Source organism: Streptomyces sp. NRRL S-646 (genome assembly GCF_000720765.1).
Taxonomy (GTDB): Bacteria; Actinomycetota; Actinomycetes; order Streptomycetales; family Streptomycetaceae; genus Streptomyces.
This window is the reverse complement of sequence record NZ_JODC01000014.1, coordinates 113,467-131,894: the sequence shown is the minus strand read 5'-3', so window position 1 is coordinate 131,894 and position 18,428 is coordinate 113,467. Positions and strand designations below refer to the sequence as shown.

Below are 18,428 nucleotides of genomic sequence, written 5' to 3'. Positions count from 1 at the left end.
CGGGGCTGTGTCGATATGCGGCTCCGCCGCGTGGGCGCGATCAGCCACAACACATCCGCACCCCGCAGACGGCCTACGCCCCTACGGCGCATCCCGCACCGGCGCACATTAGGCTGGCCGCCATGCAAGCCACCGCATACACGTACGACGCCGACACCCGAACCGGCAGCGTGCTGCTGGACGACGGCACCCCCGTGCCCTTCGACGCACCGGCGTTCGACGCGGGCGGCCTGCGACTGCTCCGCCCCGGGCAACGGGTCCGCATCGAGACGGAGGGCGCCAAAGACAGCCTCCGGATCACCCTGGTGACACTCCAGACCCTCTGACCCCCGAAAAACGCCGCGGGCCGGACTCCGATGCGGAGTCCGGCCCGGCGCGTGAGTGCCCCTGTGCCCTTACCTCTTACCTCTTGCGGGCCGTGGCCGTCTTGGCGGTGGTCTTGCGAGCCGTCGACTTCTTGGCGGGGGCCTTCTTGGCCGTCGCCTTCTTCGCCGGGGCCTTCTTGGCGGTCGCCTTCTTGGCCGTGGTCTTCTTCGCCGCGGTGGTCTTGGCGGCGCCCGTGGTCTTCTTGGCCGTCGTCTTCTTCGCGGTCGTCTTCTTCGCGGCGGGCGTCGTCTTCTTGGCCGTCGTCTTCTTCGCCGTGGTCTTCTTGGCGGCAGCCGCCTTGGTGGTCTTCTTTGCGGCCGCCTTCTTCACGGTCGCCGCAGCGCCACCGGTCAGGCTGCCCTTGGGCGCCTTCTTTACGGCGACCTCGCCGCCGCGCGGGAGCTTCTTCGAGCCGCTCACCAGGTCCTTGAAGCCCTGGCCCGCACGGAAGCGCGGAACGGAGGTCTTCTTGACCCGAACCCGCTCGCCGGTCTGCGGGTTGCGGGCGTAGCGGGCCGGACGGTCGACCTTCTCGAACGAGCCGAAGCCGGTGACCGAGACCCGGTCCCCGGCGACGGTCGCGCGGACGATGGCGTCCAGGACCGCGTCGACAGCCTCGGCGGCCTGCTGGCGGCCGCCCAGCTTGTCGGCAATCGCTTCTACGAGCTGCGCCTTGTTCACGTCTTCCCCTTCGGAGACATTGCCAGAACGAAAGTGTTCAAGCTTTTTCGCACGTTAGGCAGATATATACCGCAAATCAAACACGAAACGGGCTAATCACCCGTGCGCCGCAACGAACTCGGCTGTCTCGAACGCGTTCAGCGGTCCTCTTCAGGGAATCGACCCTCGTCGAGGTCCACGGTGAACGCCTCCAGACGCCTTGCCGCGTCGGCGAGATCGTGCTTGGCCGCGGCCGTAATGACCAGCAGCTTCCGGGTCAGCGCCATCCGTACGCCCTCCGGGACTTGCAGTGCGCGCACCCTTGAGTGCGCTTCCTTCAGTTGGTCCGCGACTGCCGCATAGAGCTCGAGTTGGCCGTCGTGTTCCATGCACAGATTGTGCCATCTGGGGCGAGTTGTCGCCTGCGGGGGTCGCAACTGATGCCTCAAACGGCCTTCCGGGCTCGGGCGGAAGTCACGCCTACACAGCTCGGCTACCCCGGCAACAACCGTCGTAACGTGGGAAGTTGGCAACAAGCGCGAGTGCCCCCGAGTCCGTTCGGGCCCGGACACGGCTGTACCCCCGATCGGGCTGATCGGGGGTACAGAGGGGGCGTTCGGGTGGCCGAAACCCGACCTGCTCAGGGGCTCCGGATCAGACCTTGAGCGTCCGCGGCTTGTACGACGGGCGCTTGGCCTCGTACGCGGCGATGTCGGCCTCGTTCTGGAGGGTGATGGAGATGTCGTCCAGCCCGTTCAGCAGCCGCCAGCGGGAGTTCTCGTCCAGCTCGAAGGAGGCGGTGATGCCCTCGGCGCGCACCTCGCGGGCCTCCAGGTCGACGGTGATCTCGGCCTGCGGGTCCTTCTCCGTGAGCTCCTGCAGCGCGTCCACGATCTTCTGGTCCAGAACCACCGTGAGCAGGCCGTTCTTCAGCGAGTTGCCGCGGAAGATGTCGGCGAAGCGGGAGGAGATCACGGCCTTGAAGCCGTAGTTCTGCAGCGCCCACACCGCGTGCTCACGGGAGGAACCGGTGCCGAAGTCGGGGCCGGCGACCAGGACCGTGGCGCCCTGCCGCTCGGGGCGGTTGAGGATGAAGTTCTCGTCCTTGCGCCAGGCCTCGAACAGCCCGTCCTCGAACCCGTCCCGCGTGACCTTCTTGAGCCAGTGAGCAGGGATGATCTGGTCGGTGTCGACGTTGGAGCGGCGCAGCGGGACGGCCCGGCCGGTGTGCGTGGTGAATGCTTCCATGACTCTCAGACTCCAGCGGGCGTACGGGTCTCGGCGTCGGACAGGTCAGCCGGGGAGGCCAGGTGGCCCAGGACCGCCGTCGCGGCGGCGACCTGCGGCGACACCAGGTGCGTACGACCGCCCTTGCCCTGCCGGCCCTCGAAGTTGCGGTTGGAGGTGGACGCGGAGCGCTCACCCGGGGCCAGCTGGTCGGGGTTCATGCCGAGGCACATCGAGCAGCCCGCGTGCCGCCATTCGGCGCCGGCCTCCTTGAAGACGACGTCCAGGCCCTCGGAGACGGCCTGCAGACCGACCCGCGCGGAGCCCGGGACGACCAGCATCCGTACGCCGTCGGCGACTTTGCGGCCCTTCACGAGCTCGGCGGCGGCCCGCAGGTCCTCGATGCGGCCGTTGGTGCAGGAGCCTACGAAGACGGTGTCCACCTTGATGGAGCGCAGCGCCTGTCCGGCCTCCAACCCCATGTATTCCAGGGCCTTTTCGGCGGCGAGGCGCTCCGAAGCGTCTTCGTACGAAGCCGGGTCGGGGACGGACGCCGAAAGCGGCGCGCCCTGGCCGGGGTTGGTGCCCCAGGTGACGAACGGCGACAGCGAGGCGGCGTCGATGACGACCTCGGTGTCGAACTCGGCGTCCTCGTCCGTCTTCAGCGTCTTCCAGTACGCGACGGCGGCGTCCCAGTCCTCGCCCTCGGGGGCGTGGGCGCGGCCCTTGATGTACTCGAAGGTGGTCTCGTCGGGGGCGATCATGCCCGCGCGGGCACCGGCCTCGATCGACATGTTGCAGATGGTCATGCGGGCCTCCATCGAGAGCTTCTCGATGGCGGAGCCGCGGTACTCCAGGATGTAGCCCTGGCCGCCGCCCGTACCGATCTTGGCGATGATCGCCAGGATCAGGTCCTTGGCCGTGACGCCCTCGGGCAGTTCGCCGTCGACCGTGATCGCCATGGTCTTCGGACGGGCCAGCGGCAGCGTCTGGGTGGCCAGCACGTGCTCGACCTGCGAGGTGCCGATGCCGAACGCCAGCGCGCCGAAGGCACCGTGCGTGGAGGTGTGGGAGTCACCGCACACAACCGTCGTACCGGGCTGGGTCAGACCCAGCTGCGGGCCGACGACGTGCACGACGCCCTGCTCGACGTCGCCCAGCGAGTGCAGCCGGACGCCGAACTCGGCGCAGTTCTTGCGCAGCGTCTCCAGCTGGACCCGGGAGACCGGGTCCGCGATCGGCTTGTCGATGTCGAGGGTCGGGGTGTTGTGGTCCTCGGTCGCGATGGTGAGGTCGAGACGGCGCACCGGGCGGCCGTTCTGACGCAGGCCGTCGAAGGCCTGCGGGCTGGTCACCTCGTGCAGGAGGTGGAGATCGATGAAGAGGAGGTCGGGCTCGCCCTCGGCGCGCCGGACGACGTGGTCGTCCCAGACCTTCTCCGCGAGTGTCCTACCCATCGCTTTCCCTCCGGCCGGCAAACGTCCACCGGCCCAACTAGAGATCTTGAAGAGACGGCACCCGGCCCCAATTCACGGGCATCCGTCATCCGGCCCGTTCGGTCAGCGGGCCGCTGTGCATACAAGGGTTGCGCGTCTCACGAAAAAAGGAACTTGCGTTTCACAGAGTGAGACGTGAGTATCGTTTCATGGACAACAGCAGCGGCGTGGGCGTTCTGGACAAGGCAGCCCTTGTCCTCAGCGCCCTGGAGTCCGGGCCGGCCACCCTCGCGGGACTGGTGGCGGCCACCGGACTGGCACGACCGACGGCCCACAGACTGGCCGTGGCCCTGGAGCACCACCGTATGGTGGCACGCGACATGCAGGGCCGTTTCATTCTCGGCCCGCGCCTGGCGGAGCTGGCCGCGGCCGCCGGCGAGGACCGCCTCCTCGCGACGGCGGGCCCTGTGCTCACGCATCTGCGGGACATCACGGGCGAGAGCGCCCAGCTCTACCGCCGCCAGGGCGACATGCGCATCTGCGTCGCCGCGGCCGAGCGCCTGTCCGGACTGCGGGACACCGTCCCGGTCGGCTCGACGCTCACGATGAAGGCCGGTTCCTCGGCGCAGATCCTGATGGCCTGGGAAGAGCCCGAGCGCCTGCACCGCGGCCTGCAGGGCGCCCGCTTCACCGCCACCGCCCTCTCGGGCGTACGGCGCCGCGGCTGGGCCCAGTCCATCGGCGAGCGGGAACCGGGCGTCGCGTCCGTCTCCGCGCCCGTACGCGGCCCGTCCAACCGCGTGGTGGCCGCCGTGTCCGTCTCCGGCCCCATCGAGCGCCTGACGCGCCACCCGGGCCGTATGCACGCCCAGGCGGTCATCGACGCCGCCGCCCGCCTCTCCGAGGCGCTGCGCCGCACGGGCTGACCCACAGGGCGCAGGGAAACGTCAGCGAGGAGAGCCCGCCTCAACGCCGCGGCAGGCCCTCCCCGCTCCCCCGATCCCCCCTGGTCACCCGGTCTTCTCGGCCGCCTTCTGCTCGGCCCCGGCCGCCGACCGGTACGCGAAACGGTTCTTGGCGTACCGCCCCCGCTTCTCCACCGGCACCTGTCCGTGCGCCCCGGCGAGTCCGAAGGCCGGCATGTCGAAGTAGATGGCCTCGTACGACCCCTCGGGCACCACGTACGCCTCGTGCCACAGCCCCACATGGCCGTGCACCTTCCCCGCGCGCTCCTTGCCGTTGAAGATCGACCAGGCCCGGTGGTGGAACATCTCCGGCGAGTGCGCGTAGGCGTACAGCTTCTCCTTGGACTCCCAGTACTGGACGATGTAGTACGTCCGCGGCGAGGCCGTCAGCATCACATGCCCCAGCAGCCCCCGGTCATGGTTCCGCGCAAGCTCCCCAAGCATGCGGAACATCGCCAGCATGACCGGCAGCCACTGGTGCACCGCCCAGAAGTGGTTCACCCGCATGCCGATGAGCAGGACCACCACATCACCTTCCGCATCCGCGGTCGTGCGACCTCGTACCGGCTTCGCGAACATGGCGGTCCCCTGGTTCCCTCATCGGATAGCGGCACTATCCTTCTGCTCGGTGCTTGGATAGTGGCACTCCCCAAGGAAGGGCGCAAGAGATGCGGCTGGCCGAGCTCAGCGAGCGCAGTGGGGTGTCCACCGCGACGATCAAGTACTACCTGCGCGAAGGCCTGTTGCCGCCGGGCCGCCAGATCAATGCCACGACGGCCGAGTACGACGAGGAGCATCTGCGCCGGCTGCGGCTGGTGCGGGCGATGATCCAGGTGGGCCGGGTGCCGGTGGCGACGGTCCGGGAGGTGCTGGGGCATGTCGACGACGACTCCCTGCCGCGTGCGATCCGCCTCGGCGCCGCGGTGTGGGCGTTGCCGCAGGTGCCGGAGCCGGACGAGGACGACGAGTTCGTCCAGGCCGCACACCAGGAGGTCACCGCACTCCTGGACCAGCTGGGCTGGCAGAACGCCAAGCGGCTGACGTCCCTCTCCCCCGCATACCGCTCACTGGTGGTGGGAGTGGCCGCGCTGCGCCGGCTCGGCTACGACTTCGGGACCGAACTGCTCACGCCGTACGCCGAGTTGATGTACCGGACAGCGGTCCAGGACCTGGACAACATGGAGGCGCACTCCTCGCAGCAGGAGGAGCAGATCGAGTTCGCGATCCTGGGGGCGATCCTCAACGAGCCGGTGCTCCAGGCACTGCACCGACTGGCGCAGGAGGAGGAGACGACGCGGCGGTACGGCTTCGCGTAGCCGTCGCAGGGCACGGCGAAGGCCCCCCGCCGAAGCGAAGGGCCTTCTCGGTGTACCCCCGACCGGATTCGAACCGGCGCTACCGCCTTGAGAGGGCGGCGTGCTAGGCCGCTACACAACGGGGGCGTGGAGCCTGCGTTTCCGCAGGTCCGAGCTGGTCTACCTGGACTCGAACCAAGACTAACTGAACCAGAATCAGTCGTGCTGCCAATTACACCATAGACCAATGTGGTTTAGACCAGTTTGTACCCCCGACCGGATTCGAACCGGCGCTACCGCCTTGAGAGGGCGGCGTGCTAGGCCGCTACACAACGGGGGCCCTAGCGATCCCGAGTTGATCGAGATCAGTACCCCCGACCGGATTCGAACCGGCGCTACTGCCTTGAGAGGGCAGCGTGCTAGGCCGCTACACAACGGGGGCCTGCGGAAAGGATCCGCGGTTTACGGATGAGCTCCGCGAGCTGGCCTACCTGGACTCGAACCAAGACTAACTGAACCAGAATCAGTCGTGCTGCCAATTACACCATAGGCCACTGGAACGCAAGCCCTTGCGGGGATCTTGTTCTAGTTTGCTCCTCCGGTTCCCGGCCTTTCGGCCCGCTCTCCGGCGGCGCAGGAAGAACATTACCTGAAGGTGGACGGGGCTCCAAAACGGGTATCGGCGCGGAGGATCGCGGGGAGTTCGGCGAGGGAGGCGATCCGGTGGGGGCCCGTGGGTGCGTCACCGCTGGTGTGCGCGCCGTCGCGGTCGATCCACACCGACAGCAGTCCGGCCTCGGCGGCACCGCGCCCGTCGATCTCCGGGTGGTCCCCGACGTACGCGACCTGGTGCGGTGCGAGTTCCAGGGCCTCGCAGGCGGCCAGGAAGGCGCCGGCCTCGGGCTTGGAGACGCCGAGTTCGGCGGCGCACAGGATGACCTCGAAGCGGTCGTGCACGCCGAGGGTGCGCAGCTTGCGGTCCTGGACGGTGAGGCTGGAGTTGGACAGCACCGCGTGTCGGTGGCTGGCGGCGAGGGCGTCCAGGGCGGGCAGGACGTCCGGGAAGAGGGCCCAGGCGGCCTCGTAGTGCGTCATGTACCGCTGGAACCAGGCGTCGGCCCGGGCATCGGTCAACTGCTCGCCGAGGAACACCCTTACGCGATCGCGGCGCTGGCCCTCGAAGGTCACCTCACCCGCCGAGAACCGCGCCCACTGCCGGTCGGTGATCTCACGCCAGTGGGCGAGGGCCTGCTCCACGGTGCCGTACCCGTCGAGCAGGCCCTCGGCGGCGAGATGCGCACCCATGCCGACGCGGTCCGCGGTCGTGTAGTCGAAGAGGGTGTCGTCGACGTCCCATACGACAGCTCTGATCGCCATGACTCCGACGGTACCCGCGGACCGGCTGGGGGTCCGGGGGTCAGCCCCCGAAGTACGCAGCGTCGAAGAGGGTGTCGTCCACGTCCCATACGACAGCTCTGATCACCATGGCACCGACGGTACCCCCGGACCGGCTGGGGGTCCGGGGGTCAGCCCCGGCCGAATGCTTGATCCGACGGTGACGCGGCAGTCCGTGACGTGTCTCTCAGTTGACCGTGGTCGTGCCGGTCAGGGTGAGGTTCGGGCCCTGGCCGTCGCGGGGTTCGGCGGTGAGGGTCCAGGTGTAGGTGCCGGGGGCCCGGGTGCCGTCCTGGCGGTAGCCGTCCCAGGAGGCGCGGACGGTGGCGGCGGTGGAGGTGCCGGTGAGGGTGCGGACGAGCGTGCCGGTGCCGGTGGTCAGGGTCAGGGTCCAGGTCGACGGCTTGCTGAGCTGCCAGACCGGCTTCCAGGGGTTGGACGTGGCCGGACCGCCCGCCACGGGGTCCGTCTGCGCCTCCATCTGTGCCAGGGGCGAGGTGGGGACGTTGGCGGTGACGAGCGCCACCTTGGCCGTGTCCGTGAGGTAAGCGACGTTGCCGCCGAAGCGGTCCACGGCCCACCGTCCGTTGCCGGCGCCGGTGTTCTGGTCGGTCGTGGGGAGCACGGCCACGGTGCGCGTGGTCGCCGTACCGGTGTGGAAGTCGGTGAGCAGCAGTTCGTGGGTGGTGCGGTTCTCGCGGACCAGGTAGCCGTCGGCGAGGCGGGCCGGGCCGGAGGGCACGGTGATCGCTCGGCCCGTGGCGCGGTCGTAGACGCCCGCCGGTCCCGCGGTGCCGCAGCTCCAGTACAGCCAGGTGTTCACGGCCTGGAGTTCGCTCGGGGTGCAGGGGGTGCCGGTGCTGACCGTGGCCACGTTCTTCTTCGCCTTGAGGTCGTAGGCGACGACCGTGCCCTGGGTGCTGCCCGGGGTCCACAGGCGCTGGCCCCAGAGGGCGGCGGCGGTGCGGGTGCGGTTCAGGATGATGGTTCCGGCGGCGGCCTTCGGGAAGTCGGCGACCTCCTGCACGCCGGCGGTGCCGCCGTTGTAGAGCGCGTAGCGGCCGGTGCCGGTGAGGAGGCGGCCGCCCGCGTCGCCGGTGGGCAGGTTGCGGATGGTGGTCGCGTCCTCGCCGACGACGTTCATGGACTCCTTGCCTGCGGAGTCGGTCCACAGGTAGGCGACCCGGCCGTCGCCGAGGGCCTCCATCTGCGGGCAGGCGGCGTCGCCGGCCAGGCACGGGGACGCGGGGGCCAGCGCGGGGCCGCGGCGGGTCTGGAGGGCGGTCGGGCGGCCCGTCGTGTCGAGCGGGATGGTGTAGAAGCCGTAGGCGCCGGTGTTGCCGGTGCTGCCGTACATCTGGAGTTCGCCGCCCGCGAGCGCCAGGCCGTCCGGACGGGTCTTCCAGGCCGGCACGTCGAGGACGTTCTTGCTGGTGACGTCGCCGTCGCCGGTGGGCGTGACGCGGTAGACGTGCCAGTCGACGCTGGACGGGCCCGCGGTGATGAGGAGGCCGCCGTCCGGGGTGATGCCGAAGTGGCCCTCCGCGCCGGGGAGGAGCGTCCGGGAGCTGTTGTCGGCGAGTGAGACGTCCCACAGGGCCGGGCCGACTCCCGCGGGCAGGAAGATCGGGTCGTTCTCGTCCTTGCTGATACCGGTGAGCAGGTGGTCGCCGACCACGGCCTGCGGGGTGCCGTAGTACTGGCCCGTGATGGTGCCGGGAGCGGTGCCCGGCTCCGAGTCCACCCGGATCGCCTTCTTGTCGGCGACCAGCCAGCGGTCGTTGAACAGGACCTTCGTGGGTGCCGCGGTCAGACCGGTCACATAGGGGCGCAGGGAGCCGTCCGCGAGGTCGACCAGGCCCACGCCGGTCGTGCCGTCCACGGTGTAGACGACGGCGGCGCGGCGCACCGAGCCGCCCGTGACGTACTTGGTGGGCTTGGCGCCGGCGGGCAGGCCGGTCACCGGGAGGTCGGTGGTGGTGCCGTCGGCGGCGGCGCGCAGGACGTGGGGTGCGCCCGAGCCGTCCTGGGTGAGGACGCTCCAGCCCGTGGCGGCCTCGTAGGTCTGGCCGTCCGGGATCTGCACGGTCGCGGTGGCACCGGTGGAGAGGTGCTTCTGCGTGACCGTGCTGCCGCTGCGGGTGTTGCTGACATCGTTGCCGGTGGCCAGGTCGTCGGGCCCGGCGTGCTGCGGCGGGGTGAAGTCCGGGTAGTCGACGGACGTCGTCGCGCCCGAGCCGCCCTCGGGCAGCCAGTACTGGAACCCGGACGCCCCGGACCACCGGTATTGCACCTCGGTCGGCACGGTCCTGCTCAACTGCACGGTCGCCACGGGTGTGTCGGCGCTCGGCGCGGCCTGCGCCTGTGTGGCGGACACCGCGCAGGACAGGGCCACCGCCCCGGTGAGCGCCGCCTCGGCAAATCTTCGTGAACGGGTCACGACCCCTCCCCCAAGTCACATGCTGAGCAGGATGAGCTTGCGCCTCACCTGTGAGGCGACCATGCAACGTCGGCCCGGGGATCGGGAGTTGCACGGAAGGGAGAACTCCGGGTGACAAGTCCGTGTACGGCAGGAGGGCGGCTTCCGTTGCGGAAGCCGCCCTCCTGTGAGTCACCGGGCCGGTGTCACCCTGCGGTGAGCCTGACCAGCGCCGCGTCGATGCGGGCCAGGGTCTTCTCCTTGCCCAGGATCTCCAGGGACTCGAACAGGGGCAGGCCGACCGTGCGGCCGGTGACGGCGACGCGGACCGGGGCCTGGGCCTTGCCGAGCTTGAGGCCGTGAGCCTCACCGGCGGCCAGGACGGCCTCCTTGAGGGACTCGGCGGAGGTCCAGTCGGCGGACTCCAGCTTCTCGCGGGCCGTGCGGAGGAGGGCGTCGGAGCCCTCCTTCATCGCCTTCGTCCAGGACGGCTCGTCGAAGACCGGCTCGGCGAGGAACAGGAAGTCGACGTTGTCCGTGATCTCCGAGAGGACCTTCAGGCGGGTCTGGGCGTGCGGGGCGACCGCCTGCCACTTGGCCTCGTCGAAGTCCTCCGGGGCCCAGGGGGCGAAGGGGGCCTTGAGCCAGGGGGCGCAGCGCTCCGTGAAGTCCTTCACATCCAGCAGGCGGATGTGGTCGGCGTTGATCGCCTCGCACTTCTTGAGGTCGAAGCGGGCCGGGTTGGGGTTCACGTCCGCGATGTCGAAGGCAGCCACCATCTCCTCGATGGTGAAGATGTCCTTGTCCGCGGAGAGCGACCAGCCCAGCAGGGACAGGTAGTTGAGCAGGCCCTCCGGGAGGAAGCCGCGCTCGCGGTAGAGGTTCAGCGAGGACTGCGGGTCGCGCTTCGAGAGCTTCTTGTTGCCCTCGCCCATGACGTACGGCAGGTGGCCGAAGTGCGGGACCTCCTTGGCGATGCCCAGCTCGATCAGCGCCTTGTAGAGGGCGATCTGGCGGGGGGTGGAGGAGAGCAGGTCCTCGCCGCGCAGGACGTGGGTGATCTCCATCAGGGCGTCGTCGACCGGGTTGACGAGCGTGTACAGCGGGGCGCCGTTCGCGCGCACGATGCCGTAGTCCGGGACGTTCTCCGGTGTGAAGGTCAGCTCGCCGCGGACCAGGTCCGTGAAGGTGATCGTCTCGTCGGGCATGCGGAAACGGACGATCGGGGTGCGGCCCTGGGCCTTGTACTCCTCGACCTGCGCGTCCGTGAGGTCGCGGCAGTGGCCGTCGTAGCCGGACGGCTTGCCGGCGGCGCGGGCGGCCTCACGGCGGGTGTCCAGCTCCTCCTGGGAGCAGTAACAGTGGTACGCGTGACCGGCGGCGAGGAGCTTCTGCGCGACGTCGGCGTAGAGGTCCATGCGCTGCGACTGGCGGTACGGCGCGTGCGGGCCGCCGACCTCGGGGCCCTCGTCCCAGTCGAAGCCCAGCCAGCGCATCGAGTCGAGCAACTGGTTGTACGACTCCTCGGAGTCGCGGGCGGCGTCGGTGTCCTCGATGCGGAAGACCAGGGTGCCCTGGTGGTGCCGGGCGAACGCCCAGTTGAACAGGGCGGTGCGGACCAGGCCCACATGGGGGTTACCGGTGGGCGAGGGGCAGAAACGGACGCGTACGGGGGAGCCGGGTGCGCTAGCCACGCTTGACAACCTTGTTGGTGAGAGTGCCGATGCCTTCGATGGTGACGGCGACCTCGTCGCCGACGGTGAGCGGTCCGACGCCTGCCGGGGTGCCCGTGAGGATCACGTCGCCGGGGAGCAGCGTCATGGCCTCGGAGATGTTGACGATCAGATCCTCGATGGAGTGGATCATCTCGCTGGTGCGGCCGAGCTGGCGTTGTTCGCCGTTGACCGTGAGCTGGACGGTCAGGTCGGACGCGGTGGCGAGGTCGAGGTCGGTCTCCACCCAGGGGCCGAGCGGGCAGGAGGTGTCGAAGCCCTTGGCCCTGGCCCACTGCTTCTCGCGCTTCTGCACGTCGCGGGCGGTGACGTCGTTGGCGCAGGTGTAGCCGAAGATCACGTCCGCCACGCGCTCGCGCGGGACCTCGCGGCACATGCGGCCGATGACGACGGCCAGTTCGGCCTCGTGGTGCAGTTCCTCGGAGAAGGGCGGGTACTGGATCTCGTCGCCGGGGCCGATCACCGAGGTGGAGGGCTTGAAGAAGGCGAACGGGGCGTCGGGCACCTCGTTGCCGAGTTCGCGCGCGTGCTCGGCGTAGTTGCGGCCGAAGGCCACGACCTTGTTGGGGAGCACAGGGGGCAGCAGCCTGACCTTGCTGACCGGCACCTTCGTACCGGAGAGCTCGAAGTCCGCGAACGGGATGCCCTTGATGATGTCGAGGACGAGCTCGTCCGGCTTGTCGCCCTCGACCGCGCCGAAGGCGACGTTCCCGTCGATGGAGAACCTGGCGATGCGCACGGGATCCTGCGCCCCTCACTTGAGCCGGCTGGAGTCTGACGCTCCAGGCTAACGCGGTGAGAGGGCTGCGCCGCGCGTATTTGAGGCGTGCGCTGCCGCGGTGAGTGATCTACGGCCGGTGCGCGTACTACTGCGCGACGGAGGCCGTGGCGGGGACCTCCACCAGGATGGTGCGACGGGGATTGGCGGTCTGGGTGGGGAGATCGACGGAGTGCTCCGGCTGCTGCGGCGTCTGCAGTGCGTCGGCGTCCTCGAGGTGCGCCAGCGTCGTGCGCCGCGGGTTGGCTATGTTGCGGAACATCATCGTGGTCTTCACTGTTGTACGTGACCTTGTCGTCTACGGGCGCCCGGCCGGGCCCTCGGGCCCCTCGCGCAGGCGCGGTTGTCAAAGTGTTACATCCTGTAAAGCGTCAGGCTAAACATTCAATTCCCTTCCCAAGACGTGAAGACCCCATGATCAGCATGTGAGTTTGCTCACGACGCGACAGGCAAAACGGTCAATTCAGGCCCGCTATTGACCCCCGCGAAACGGACATTGCCCCCCTGAAGCCATCATTCCGCTCCTGATCATGGCGACTGGGACACCGCTCCCACATGGATGACTCGCCCGCATAAGTCCGTTATGGACGAGATCACTTTCTACGTCCGGTAATCCTCCACTCACGTGCAGTCACGTGCGTCACGGCATAGTGCTCGGCCCTTGTTGGAGATCCGGCACTGTGCTGGAATTCCACGGACCGCCGCAGGATCGAGCCGGCGCACAGGGGGCGCAACGAGCGCCGCGTTGCGGCGAGAAGGGGGAGCCAGCGCCGGTCACTTCACGACCACATGGGGGCGCATTCAGGGCGCCGCCTAAAAACGCCGACACCGTGTCTTTCCGTTCACGCGGAGGGGCGCCTGGTCCAGAGGTTGCGACGCTAGTGCAGGGACGTTTCAAGAGGGATGGCAGTGCTTCGGCGGAGCCGGAGCCGCACGGCGGGACTGGCCCCAATGCCGGCAGTTCCTCGCCCCAGCACGCCCAGAACCCGGGCCCGGCACCGTCCGGCGACGGCGGAGAGCGCTCCGGGCGCCCCGGCGCGTCGGCACCTCCCGGGTCCCCCGGCGCCGCCGCACCGGCGGTCAAGCCGCCCAAGGGCCCGAGCGGTCCGGGATCCCGCGTGGCACTGCGCAACTGGCGCATCTCCACGCGCCTGGTGTCGCTGCTCGCGCTCCCCGTGGTGGCGGCCACCTCGCTGGGCGCGCTGCGCATCAGCGACAACATGGACGACATCCAGCAGCTCGACAACATGAAGCTGCTGACGGACATGACCAAGCAGGCCACCGAGCTGGCCGACGCGCTCCAGAAGGAGCGCGACCTGTCCTCCGGTCCGCTGGCGCACGGCTCCAGGGCGAGCGACTACACGGTCAAGGGCTACCGGGACAAGACGGACCGGGCCAAGACCAACTTCATCGACGCGGCCGAGGAGATCGACACCTCCAACAAGGACGGCTCACTCCAGGGCGTCCGCGAGAGCCTCGTCGGCGTGGTCGGCGACCTCGAACAGCTGTCGAAGATCCGCTCCAGCGCCTACCAGGCCAAGAACAACTCGACCCAGACGGTCGAGGCCTACCACCGTCTGGTCACGCACCTGCTGGACCTCTCCCAGGACATGGCCGAGGCCACCAGCAACCCCGAGATGATCCAGCGCACCCGCGCCCTGGCGTCCTTCTCCTCCGCCAAGGAGTACGCGTCGATGCAGCGCGCCGTTCTGGCGGCGGCGCTCCCCGCGAACAACACCGTGGTCGGCGACCTCTCGGAGAACGACCGGCTGTACGCGCAGTCGGCGCTGGAGAGCCAGAAGTCCGAGCTGCGCAGCTTCCGGAGCATCTACGGCACCGACAAGGCCACCGCTCTCCTCAAGCCCATCGAGGAGAACAACACGACGATCACGGCCAGCGACAAGTACGCCAGCCGTGCCCTCGCCTCCCAGAACGCCCTGGACGACCTGCCGAAGCGCTCGTACCAGGACTGGGTGGACGACAGCTCGACCAAGATCGAGCAGATGAAGAAGATCGAGCACACGCTGCTCGAGGACATGGAGCAGAAGGCCCGCGAGCTGCGTGCAGCCTCCGAGCGCGAGGCGATCATCTCCGGTGCGCTGATCCTGCTCGTGCTCGGCGTCTCCCTCGTCGGCGCCTTCGTCATCGCCCGCTCCATGATCCGCTCCCTGCGCCGCCTGCAGGAGACCGCCAACAAGGTCGCCCAGGACCGGCTGCCCGAGCTGGTCAAGCAGCTGTCCGAGTCGGACCCGCAGGACGTCGACACCTCCGTCGAGTCGGTCGGTGTGCACTCCCGGGACGAGATCGGCCAGGTGGCCGCGGCCTTCGACGACGTGCACCGCGAGGCGGTCCGCCTCGCCGCCGAGCAGGCCCTGCTGCGAGGCAACGTCAACGCGATGTTCACCAACCTCTCGCGCCGCTCCCAGGGCCTCATCCAGCGCCAGCTGTCGCTGATCTCCGAGCTCGAGTCCCGTGAGGCCGACCCGGACCAGCTGTCCTCGCTGTTCAAGCTGGACCACCTCGCGACGCGTATGCGCCGTAACGGTGAAAACCTTCTCGTCCTCGCGGGTGAGGAGCCCGGCCGTCGCTGGACCCGCCCGGTCCCGCTGGTCGACGTGCTCCGCGCCGCCGCGTCCGAGGTGGAGCAGTACGAGCGCATCGAGCTGGCCGCCGTGCCGACGACCGAGGTCGCCGGCCGCGTGGTCAACGACCTCGTGCACCTCCTCGCCGAGCTGCTCGAGAACGCGACCTCGTTCTCCTCGCCGCAGACCAAGGTCAAGGTCACCGGTCACGCGCTGCCCGACGGCCGCGTGCTGATCGAGATCCACGACACCGGTATCGGTCTCTCCCCCGAGGACCTCGCGGCGATCAACGAGCGGCTCGCCTCGCCGCCCACCGTGGACGTCTCGGTCTCCCGCCGCATGGGTCTGTTCGTGGTCGGCCGGCTGTCGCAGCGCCACGGCATCCGTATCCAGCTGCGCCCGTCCGACTCCGGTGGTACGACCGCGCTGGTCATGCTGCCCGTCGATGTCGCCCAGGGCGGCAAGAAGCCCGCTCCGGGCAAGCCCGGCCAGGGCGGTCCCGGTGTCTCCGGCGGTCCGGCCGCCGCGCAGGCCGCCGCAGGTGTGGCCGCCGCACGGCGCCAGGCCGGTGCCGGTGCGCCCGGTGGTGGCGCCCTCGGTGCCGGTGCCTCCGGTGGTGGTCTGCTCGGTGCCGGTCAGGGCCCGCGGGCCGCGCTGCCGGGTGCCGGCGACGGCCGTCCGGGTGTGCCCGGCGGACCGCGTGGACCGCAGTCTCCGGCAGCCCCGCCGCAGGGCCGGCCGGCTCCCGCGGGTGCGGGCGCCGGGTTCGGTCAGGCGCCTGGTGCGCCGCAGGGCCTGCAGGCCGCGGGCATGGGGCAGGACAGCTTCGGCGGCGCTCGTGGCGCCGTACCGCCGCAGTCCCCCAGCAACGCCGACGCCGGCAAGGAGCAGGGCCGCGGCCGACGTGGCCGTCAGCCGCAGCTGCCGGGCCGTGGCGGTCCGCGTGCCGAGCTGCCGGGCGGCAACCCGCAGTCCAGGCCGAGCTGGAGTGACGAGAACGCGCAGCCGCCAGTGCCGCGTGACTCGCTCGACACCCCGCGCGGCCACGACGAGACCTCCCGGATGCCGCGCATCGACTCGACGTCCGAGATGCCGGCGATCCCGCGGTCCGACGACCGTCAGGGCGCCGGTTCCACCTCGGAATTCGCGCGCCCCGACTTCGGCGCCCCGGCGCCGGGCAACCCGCAGCACACCGGCCAGTTCGCCGCCCAGGACTTCGGGGCGCAGCAGCCGAGCAGCAACGGTTCGCAGAACACGGGCCAGTTCGTCCGCTCGGACGTCTTCGGCGCTCCGTCCGGCCAGAACGGGCGAGGCGGCCAGAGCAACCTGAACAACCCGAACAACCCCGCAAACACGGGACAGTTCGCGAGTCCGCAGGCGTACGACGGCAGCTCCACGGGCCAGTTCGCCACGCCGGGCTACGACAACGGCTCCACCGGGCAGCACTCCCTGCCGGGCCGTCAGAACCCCGGTGACCCAGGGCAGTTCGAGCGTCCGCAGCCGGGTGGCGACTTCGGTGCTCCGAGGCCGCCGGCCCCGCAGCATCCGCAGCAGCGGCCCGTCCGCCAGGAGCCCGAGGCACTGCCGCCGGCGCCGGGCCCGGGTGATGGTCGTACGCCCCTGTACGACACTCTGGAGACCAACTGGTTCCACGGCAGCCAGCAGGGCGGTCAGCAGAGCAACGGCTCCGCACCGGCCCCGCAGCAGCCGCAGGCTCCGGCCGCCCCTGCCGCTCCCGCGGCCCCGCAGCACTCTGCGGCTTCACAGCGTCCCGCCACCTCTTCCTGGCGCACCTCCCCGAACGACGATCTCGTCCGGCAGGCGGAGCGTGTCAGGCAGCCGGCGGCGGGCGGCGTCACCACCTCCGGCCTGCCGCGCCGGGTGCCCCGGGCGAACCTCGTTCCGGGCACGGCTCAGCAGCAACAGCACCAAGCCGGTCCGCAGGTCTCGCGTGCGCCTGACGACGTACGCGGCCGGCTGACCAATCTCCGTCGGGGCATCGCGCAGGGTCGCCAGGCCGGTACCGGTCAGACCGGCAGTTTCCCGAGCCCCACTCACCAGCAGGAGCGTTAGTTGAGCCAGATGAGCCAGGCGGCACAGAACCTCAACTGGTTGATCACCAACTTCGTGGACAACACCCCCGGTGTGTCCCACACCGTCGTCGTCTCCGCCGACGGTCTCCTTCTGGCGATGTCGGAAGGCTTCCCCCGCGACCGCGCCGATCAGCTGGCGGCCGTCGCGTCCGGGCTCACCTCGCTGACGGCCGGGGCCTCCCGGATCTTCGAGGGCGGCAACGTGGCGCAGACGGTCGTCGAGATGGAGCGGGGTTTCCTGTTCCTGATGTCCGTCTCGGACGGTTCGTCCCTGGCCGTGCTCGCGCACCCCGAGTGCGACATCGGCCTGGTCGGCTACGAGATGGCGCTGCTCGTCGACCGGGCAGGTGCGGTCCTCACACCGGACCTGCGCGCCGAACTTCAGGGCAGTCTGCTGCACTGACCCGCCCAGGATCCACCCCCGTCACCACATCACCGTCCGGCCGCCACAATCCCCCCACGGCCACTAAGACGGCCAGCCCGACCGACTTGCTGTCCCGCCCGGAGGATTCATGACCCCGCCCACCGCCTCTCATGATCCGTACGCGGAGCCGTACGAGGATGAGGGCGACCAGCCACTGGTACGTCCGTACGCGATGACCGGTGGCCGGACGCGGCCGCGCTATCAGCTAGCCATCGAGGCGCTGATCAGCACCACGGCCGACCCGGCAGCACTCATGGGGCTGCTCCCGGAGCACCAGCGCATCTGCCACCTGTGCCGTGAGGTGAAGTCGGTGGCGGAGGTGTCGGCGCTTCTGTCCATGCCGCTGGGCGTGGCCCGGATCCTTGTCGCGGACCTGGCCGAGGCCGGGCTCGTCGCCATCCACCAGCCTGGTGGCGACGAGACGACCGGTGCGCCGGACGTGACACTGCTCGAAAGGGTGCTCAGTGGACTTCGCAAGCTCTGAACCGAGTCGTGCCACCACCTCCGCCAAGATCGTGGTGGCGGGCGGCTTCGGCGTGGGCAAGACCACGTTCGTCGGCGCCGTCTCGGAGATCAACCCGCTGCGTACCGAGGCCGTGATGACGTCCGCGTCCGCGGGCATCGACGACCTCACGCACACCGGGGACAAGACCACCACCACGGTGGCCATGGACTTCGGCCGTATCACCCTGGACCAGGACCTGATCCTGTACCTCTTCGGTACGCCGGGCCAGGACCGGTTCTGGTTCATGTGGGACGATCTGGTACGCGGTGCGATCGGCGCGGTGGTGCTCGTGGACACCCGGCGCCTGGCGGACTGCTTCCCCGCGGTCGACTACTTCGAGAACAGCGGCCTGCCCTTCGTCGTCGCGCTGAACGGCTTCGACGGGCACCAGCCGTACGCTCCCGAGGAGGTGCGCGAGGCTCTGCAGATCGGTCCGGACACCCCGATCATCACGACGGACGCCCGGCACCGCGGGGATGCCAAGAGCGCGCTGATCACCCTGGTCGAGCACGCTCTCATGGCACGACTGAGGTAACACCCAAATCAGGCA

Annotated in this window: 17 protein-coding genes and 5 tRNA genes; 7 read left to right on the top strand and 15 right to left on the bottom strand. The window is 69.6% G+C overall.

Annotation, left to right across the window (positions count from 1 at the left end):
* Positions 1-122: 122 nt before the first annotated feature.
* A complete protein-coding gene (locus IH68_RS0134715; protein WP_030943041.1) occupies positions 123-326 on the top strand; it encodes a hypothetical protein in 204 nt (67 codons plus the stop codon).
* A 76-nt stretch (positions 327-402) separates the two neighbouring features.
* Here the strand turns inward: IH68_RS0134715 and IH68_RS0134710 are convergent, their stop codons facing one another.
* The 4 genes from IH68_RS0134710 to leuC all read right to left on the bottom strand — a co-directional run bounded on the left by IH68_RS0134710 (position 403) and on the right by leuC (position 3,710).
* Positions 403-1,047 (bottom strand): HU family DNA-binding protein, encoded by a 645-nt coding sequence (locus IH68_RS0134710; protein ID WP_030943039.1) that lies wholly within the window; start codon positions 1,045-1,047, stop codon positions 403-405.
* Positions 1,048-1,184: 137 nt separating this feature from the next.
* Positions 1,185-1,415: a hypothetical protein gene (locus tag IH68_RS0134705; protein WP_030943037.1), complete on the bottom strand. Its 231-nt coding sequence runs from the start codon at positions 1,413-1,415 to the stop codon at positions 1,185-1,187.
* Positions 1,416-1,680: 265 nt separating this feature from the next.
* Positions 1,681-2,274 (bottom strand): 3-isopropylmalate dehydratase small subunit, encoded by a 594-nt coding sequence (gene leuD, locus IH68_RS0134700; protein WP_030943034.1) that lies wholly within the window; start codon positions 2,272-2,274, stop codon positions 1,681-1,683.
* Between the two features lie 5 nt (positions 2,275-2,279).
* Positions 2,280-3,710 (bottom strand): 3-isopropylmalate dehydratase large subunit, encoded by a 1,431-nt coding sequence (gene leuC / locus IH68_RS0134695; RefSeq protein WP_030943029.1) that lies wholly within the window; start codon positions 3,708-3,710, stop codon positions 2,280-2,282.
* 188 nt (positions 3,711-3,898) lie between these two features.
* On the opposite strand from leuC, the gene ndgR reads away from it, so the two are divergent.
* Entirely contained in the window at positions 3,899-4,615 is a 717-nt protein-coding gene (gene ndgR, locus IH68_RS0134690) for an IclR family transcriptional regulator NdgR (protein WP_007384919.1), read from the top strand.
* An 84-nt stretch (positions 4,616-4,699) separates the two neighbouring features.
* Here ndgR and IH68_RS0134685 read toward each other — a convergent pair whose 3' ends face one another.
* Complete coding sequence (locus tag IH68_RS0134685; protein WP_030943026.1) at positions 4,700-5,233, bottom strand: DUF4188 domain-containing protein; 534 nt, start codon at positions 5,231-5,233, stop codon at positions 4,700-4,702.
* An 89-nt stretch (positions 5,234-5,322) separates the two neighbouring features.
* On the opposite strand from IH68_RS0134685, the gene IH68_RS0134680 reads away from it, so the two are divergent.
* Positions 5,323-5,970 (top strand): MerR family transcriptional regulator, encoded by a 648-nt coding sequence (locus tag IH68_RS0134680; protein WP_030943023.1) that lies wholly within the window; start codon positions 5,323-5,325, stop codon positions 5,968-5,970.
* Positions 5,971-6,023: 53 nt separating this feature from the next.
* On the opposite strand, the gene IH68_RS0134675 is transcribed toward IH68_RS0134680, so the two are convergent.
* The 10 genes from IH68_RS0134675 to IH68_RS0134630 form a co-directional block, all read right to left on the bottom strand.
* Positions 6,024-6,096 (bottom strand) — tRNA-Glu (locus tag IH68_RS0134675).
* A 28-nt stretch (positions 6,097-6,124) separates the two neighbouring features.
* Positions 6,125-6,196 (bottom strand) — tRNA-Gln (locus IH68_RS0134670).
* Between the two features lie 20 nt (positions 6,197-6,216).
* A tRNA-Glu gene (locus IH68_RS0134665) sits at positions 6,217-6,289 on the bottom strand.
* 29 nt (positions 6,290-6,318) lie between these two features.
* Positions 6,319-6,391 (bottom strand) — tRNA-Glu (locus IH68_RS0134660).
* Positions 6,392-6,431: 40 nt separating this feature from the next.
* Positions 6,432-6,503: transfer RNA gene (locus tag IH68_RS0134655), tRNA-Gln, on the bottom strand.
* 91 nt (positions 6,504-6,594) lie between these two features.
* A complete protein-coding gene (locus IH68_RS0134650) occupies positions 6,595-7,326 on the bottom strand; it encodes an HAD family hydrolase (protein WP_030943020.1) in 732 nt (243 codons plus the stop codon).
* 205 nt (positions 7,327-7,531) lie between these two features.
* The gene (locus IH68_RS51970; protein WP_159403769.1) at positions 7,532-9,784 is read right to left on the bottom strand and encodes a FlgD immunoglobulin-like domain containing protein; all 2,253 of its coding nucleotides are present in this window, start codon (positions 9,782-9,784) and stop codon (positions 7,532-7,534) included.
* 185 nt (positions 9,785-9,969) lie between these two features.
* Positions 9,970-11,457, bottom strand: coding sequence for a glutamate--tRNA ligase (gene gltX / locus IH68_RS0134640; RefSeq protein ID WP_030943012.1), 1,488 nt, complete (start codon positions 11,455-11,457; stop codon positions 9,970-9,972).
* The gene (locus IH68_RS0134635) at positions 11,450-12,235 is read right to left on the bottom strand and encodes a fumarylacetoacetate hydrolase family protein (protein ID WP_030943009.1); all 786 of its coding nucleotides are present in this window, start codon (positions 12,233-12,235) and stop codon (positions 11,450-11,452) included. The genes gltX and IH68_RS0134635 overlap by 8 nt, the downstream gene beginning before the upstream one ends.
* Before the next feature lie 127 nt (positions 12,236-12,362).
* Positions 12,363-12,551, bottom strand: coding sequence for a hypothetical protein (locus tag IH68_RS0134630; RefSeq protein ID WP_030943007.1), 189 nt, complete (start codon positions 12,549-12,551; stop codon positions 12,363-12,365).
* A gap of 604 nt (positions 12,552-13,155) precedes the next feature.
* Between IH68_RS0134630 and IH68_RS0134625 the strand changes: the two genes are divergently transcribed.
* The 4 genes from IH68_RS0134625 to IH68_RS0134610 all read left to right on the top strand — a co-directional run bounded on the left by IH68_RS0134625 (position 13,156) and on the right by IH68_RS0134610 (position 18,413).
* Positions 13,156-16,929 carry a nitrate- and nitrite sensing domain-containing protein gene (locus IH68_RS0134625; RefSeq protein WP_030943004.1) on the top strand — a complete coding sequence of 1,258 codons (3,774 nt, stop codon included), beginning with the start codon at positions 13,156-13,158 and terminating at the stop codon, positions 16,927-16,929.
* Positions 16,930-16,938: 9 nt separating this feature from the next.
* Positions 16,939-17,352, top strand: a complete 414-nt coding sequence (locus IH68_RS0134620) for a roadblock/LC7 domain-containing protein (protein WP_003973453.1) — start codon at positions 16,939-16,941, stop codon at positions 17,350-17,352.
* Positions 17,353-17,461: 109 nt separating this feature from the next.
* Positions 17,462-17,857: a DUF742 domain-containing protein gene (locus tag IH68_RS0134615; RefSeq protein ID WP_030943001.1), complete on the top strand. Its 396-nt coding sequence runs from the start codon at positions 17,462-17,464 to the stop codon at positions 17,855-17,857.
* Positions 17,838-18,413, top strand: coding sequence for a GTP-binding protein (locus IH68_RS0134610; protein WP_030942998.1), 576 nt, complete (start codon positions 17,838-17,840; stop codon positions 18,411-18,413). Before IH68_RS0134615 ends, IH68_RS0134610 begins: the two co-directional genes overlap by 20 nt.
* The last annotated feature ends 15 nt before the right edge of the window (positions 18,414-18,428 follow it).

Excerpts from the sequence above, each read along its gene's own strand:
- IH68_RS0134715 (WP_030943041.1), top strand. The coding sequence starts at position 123 with ATGCAAGCCACCGCATACACGTACGACGCCGACACCCGAACCGGCAGC.
- IH68_RS0134705 (WP_030943037.1), bottom strand. The coding sequence starts at position 1,415 with ATGGAACACGACGGCCAACTCGAGCTCTATGCGGCAGTCGCGGACCAA.
- leuD (WP_030943034.1), bottom strand. The coding sequence starts at position 2,274 with ATGGAAGCATTCACCACGCACACCGGCCGGGCCGTCCCGCTGCGCCGC.
- leuC (WP_030943029.1), bottom strand. The coding sequence starts at position 3,710 with ATGGGTAGGACACTCGCGGAGAAGGTCTGGGACGACCACGTCGTCCGG.
- ndgR (WP_007384919.1), top strand. The coding sequence starts at position 3,899 with ATGGACAACAGCAGCGGCGTGGGCGTTCTGGACAAGGCAGCCCTTGTC.
- IH68_RS0134685 (WP_030943026.1), bottom strand. The coding sequence starts at position 5,233 with ATGTTCGCGAAGCCGGTACGAGGTCGCACGACCGCGGATGCGGAAGGT.
- IH68_RS0134680 (WP_030943023.1), top strand. The coding sequence starts at position 5,323 with ATGCGGCTGGCCGAGCTCAGCGAGCGCAGTGGGGTGTCCACCGCGACG.
- IH68_RS0134650 (WP_030943020.1), bottom strand. The coding sequence starts at position 7,326 with ATGGCGATCAGAGCTGTCGTATGGGACGTCGACGACACCCTCTTCGAC.
- IH68_RS0134620 (WP_003973453.1), top strand. The coding sequence starts at position 16,939 with ATGAGCCAGGCGGCACAGAACCTCAACTGGTTGATCACCAACTTCGTG.
- IH68_RS0134615 (WP_030943001.1), top strand. The coding sequence starts at position 17,462 with ATGACCCCGCCCACCGCCTCTCATGATCCGTACGCGGAGCCGTACGAG.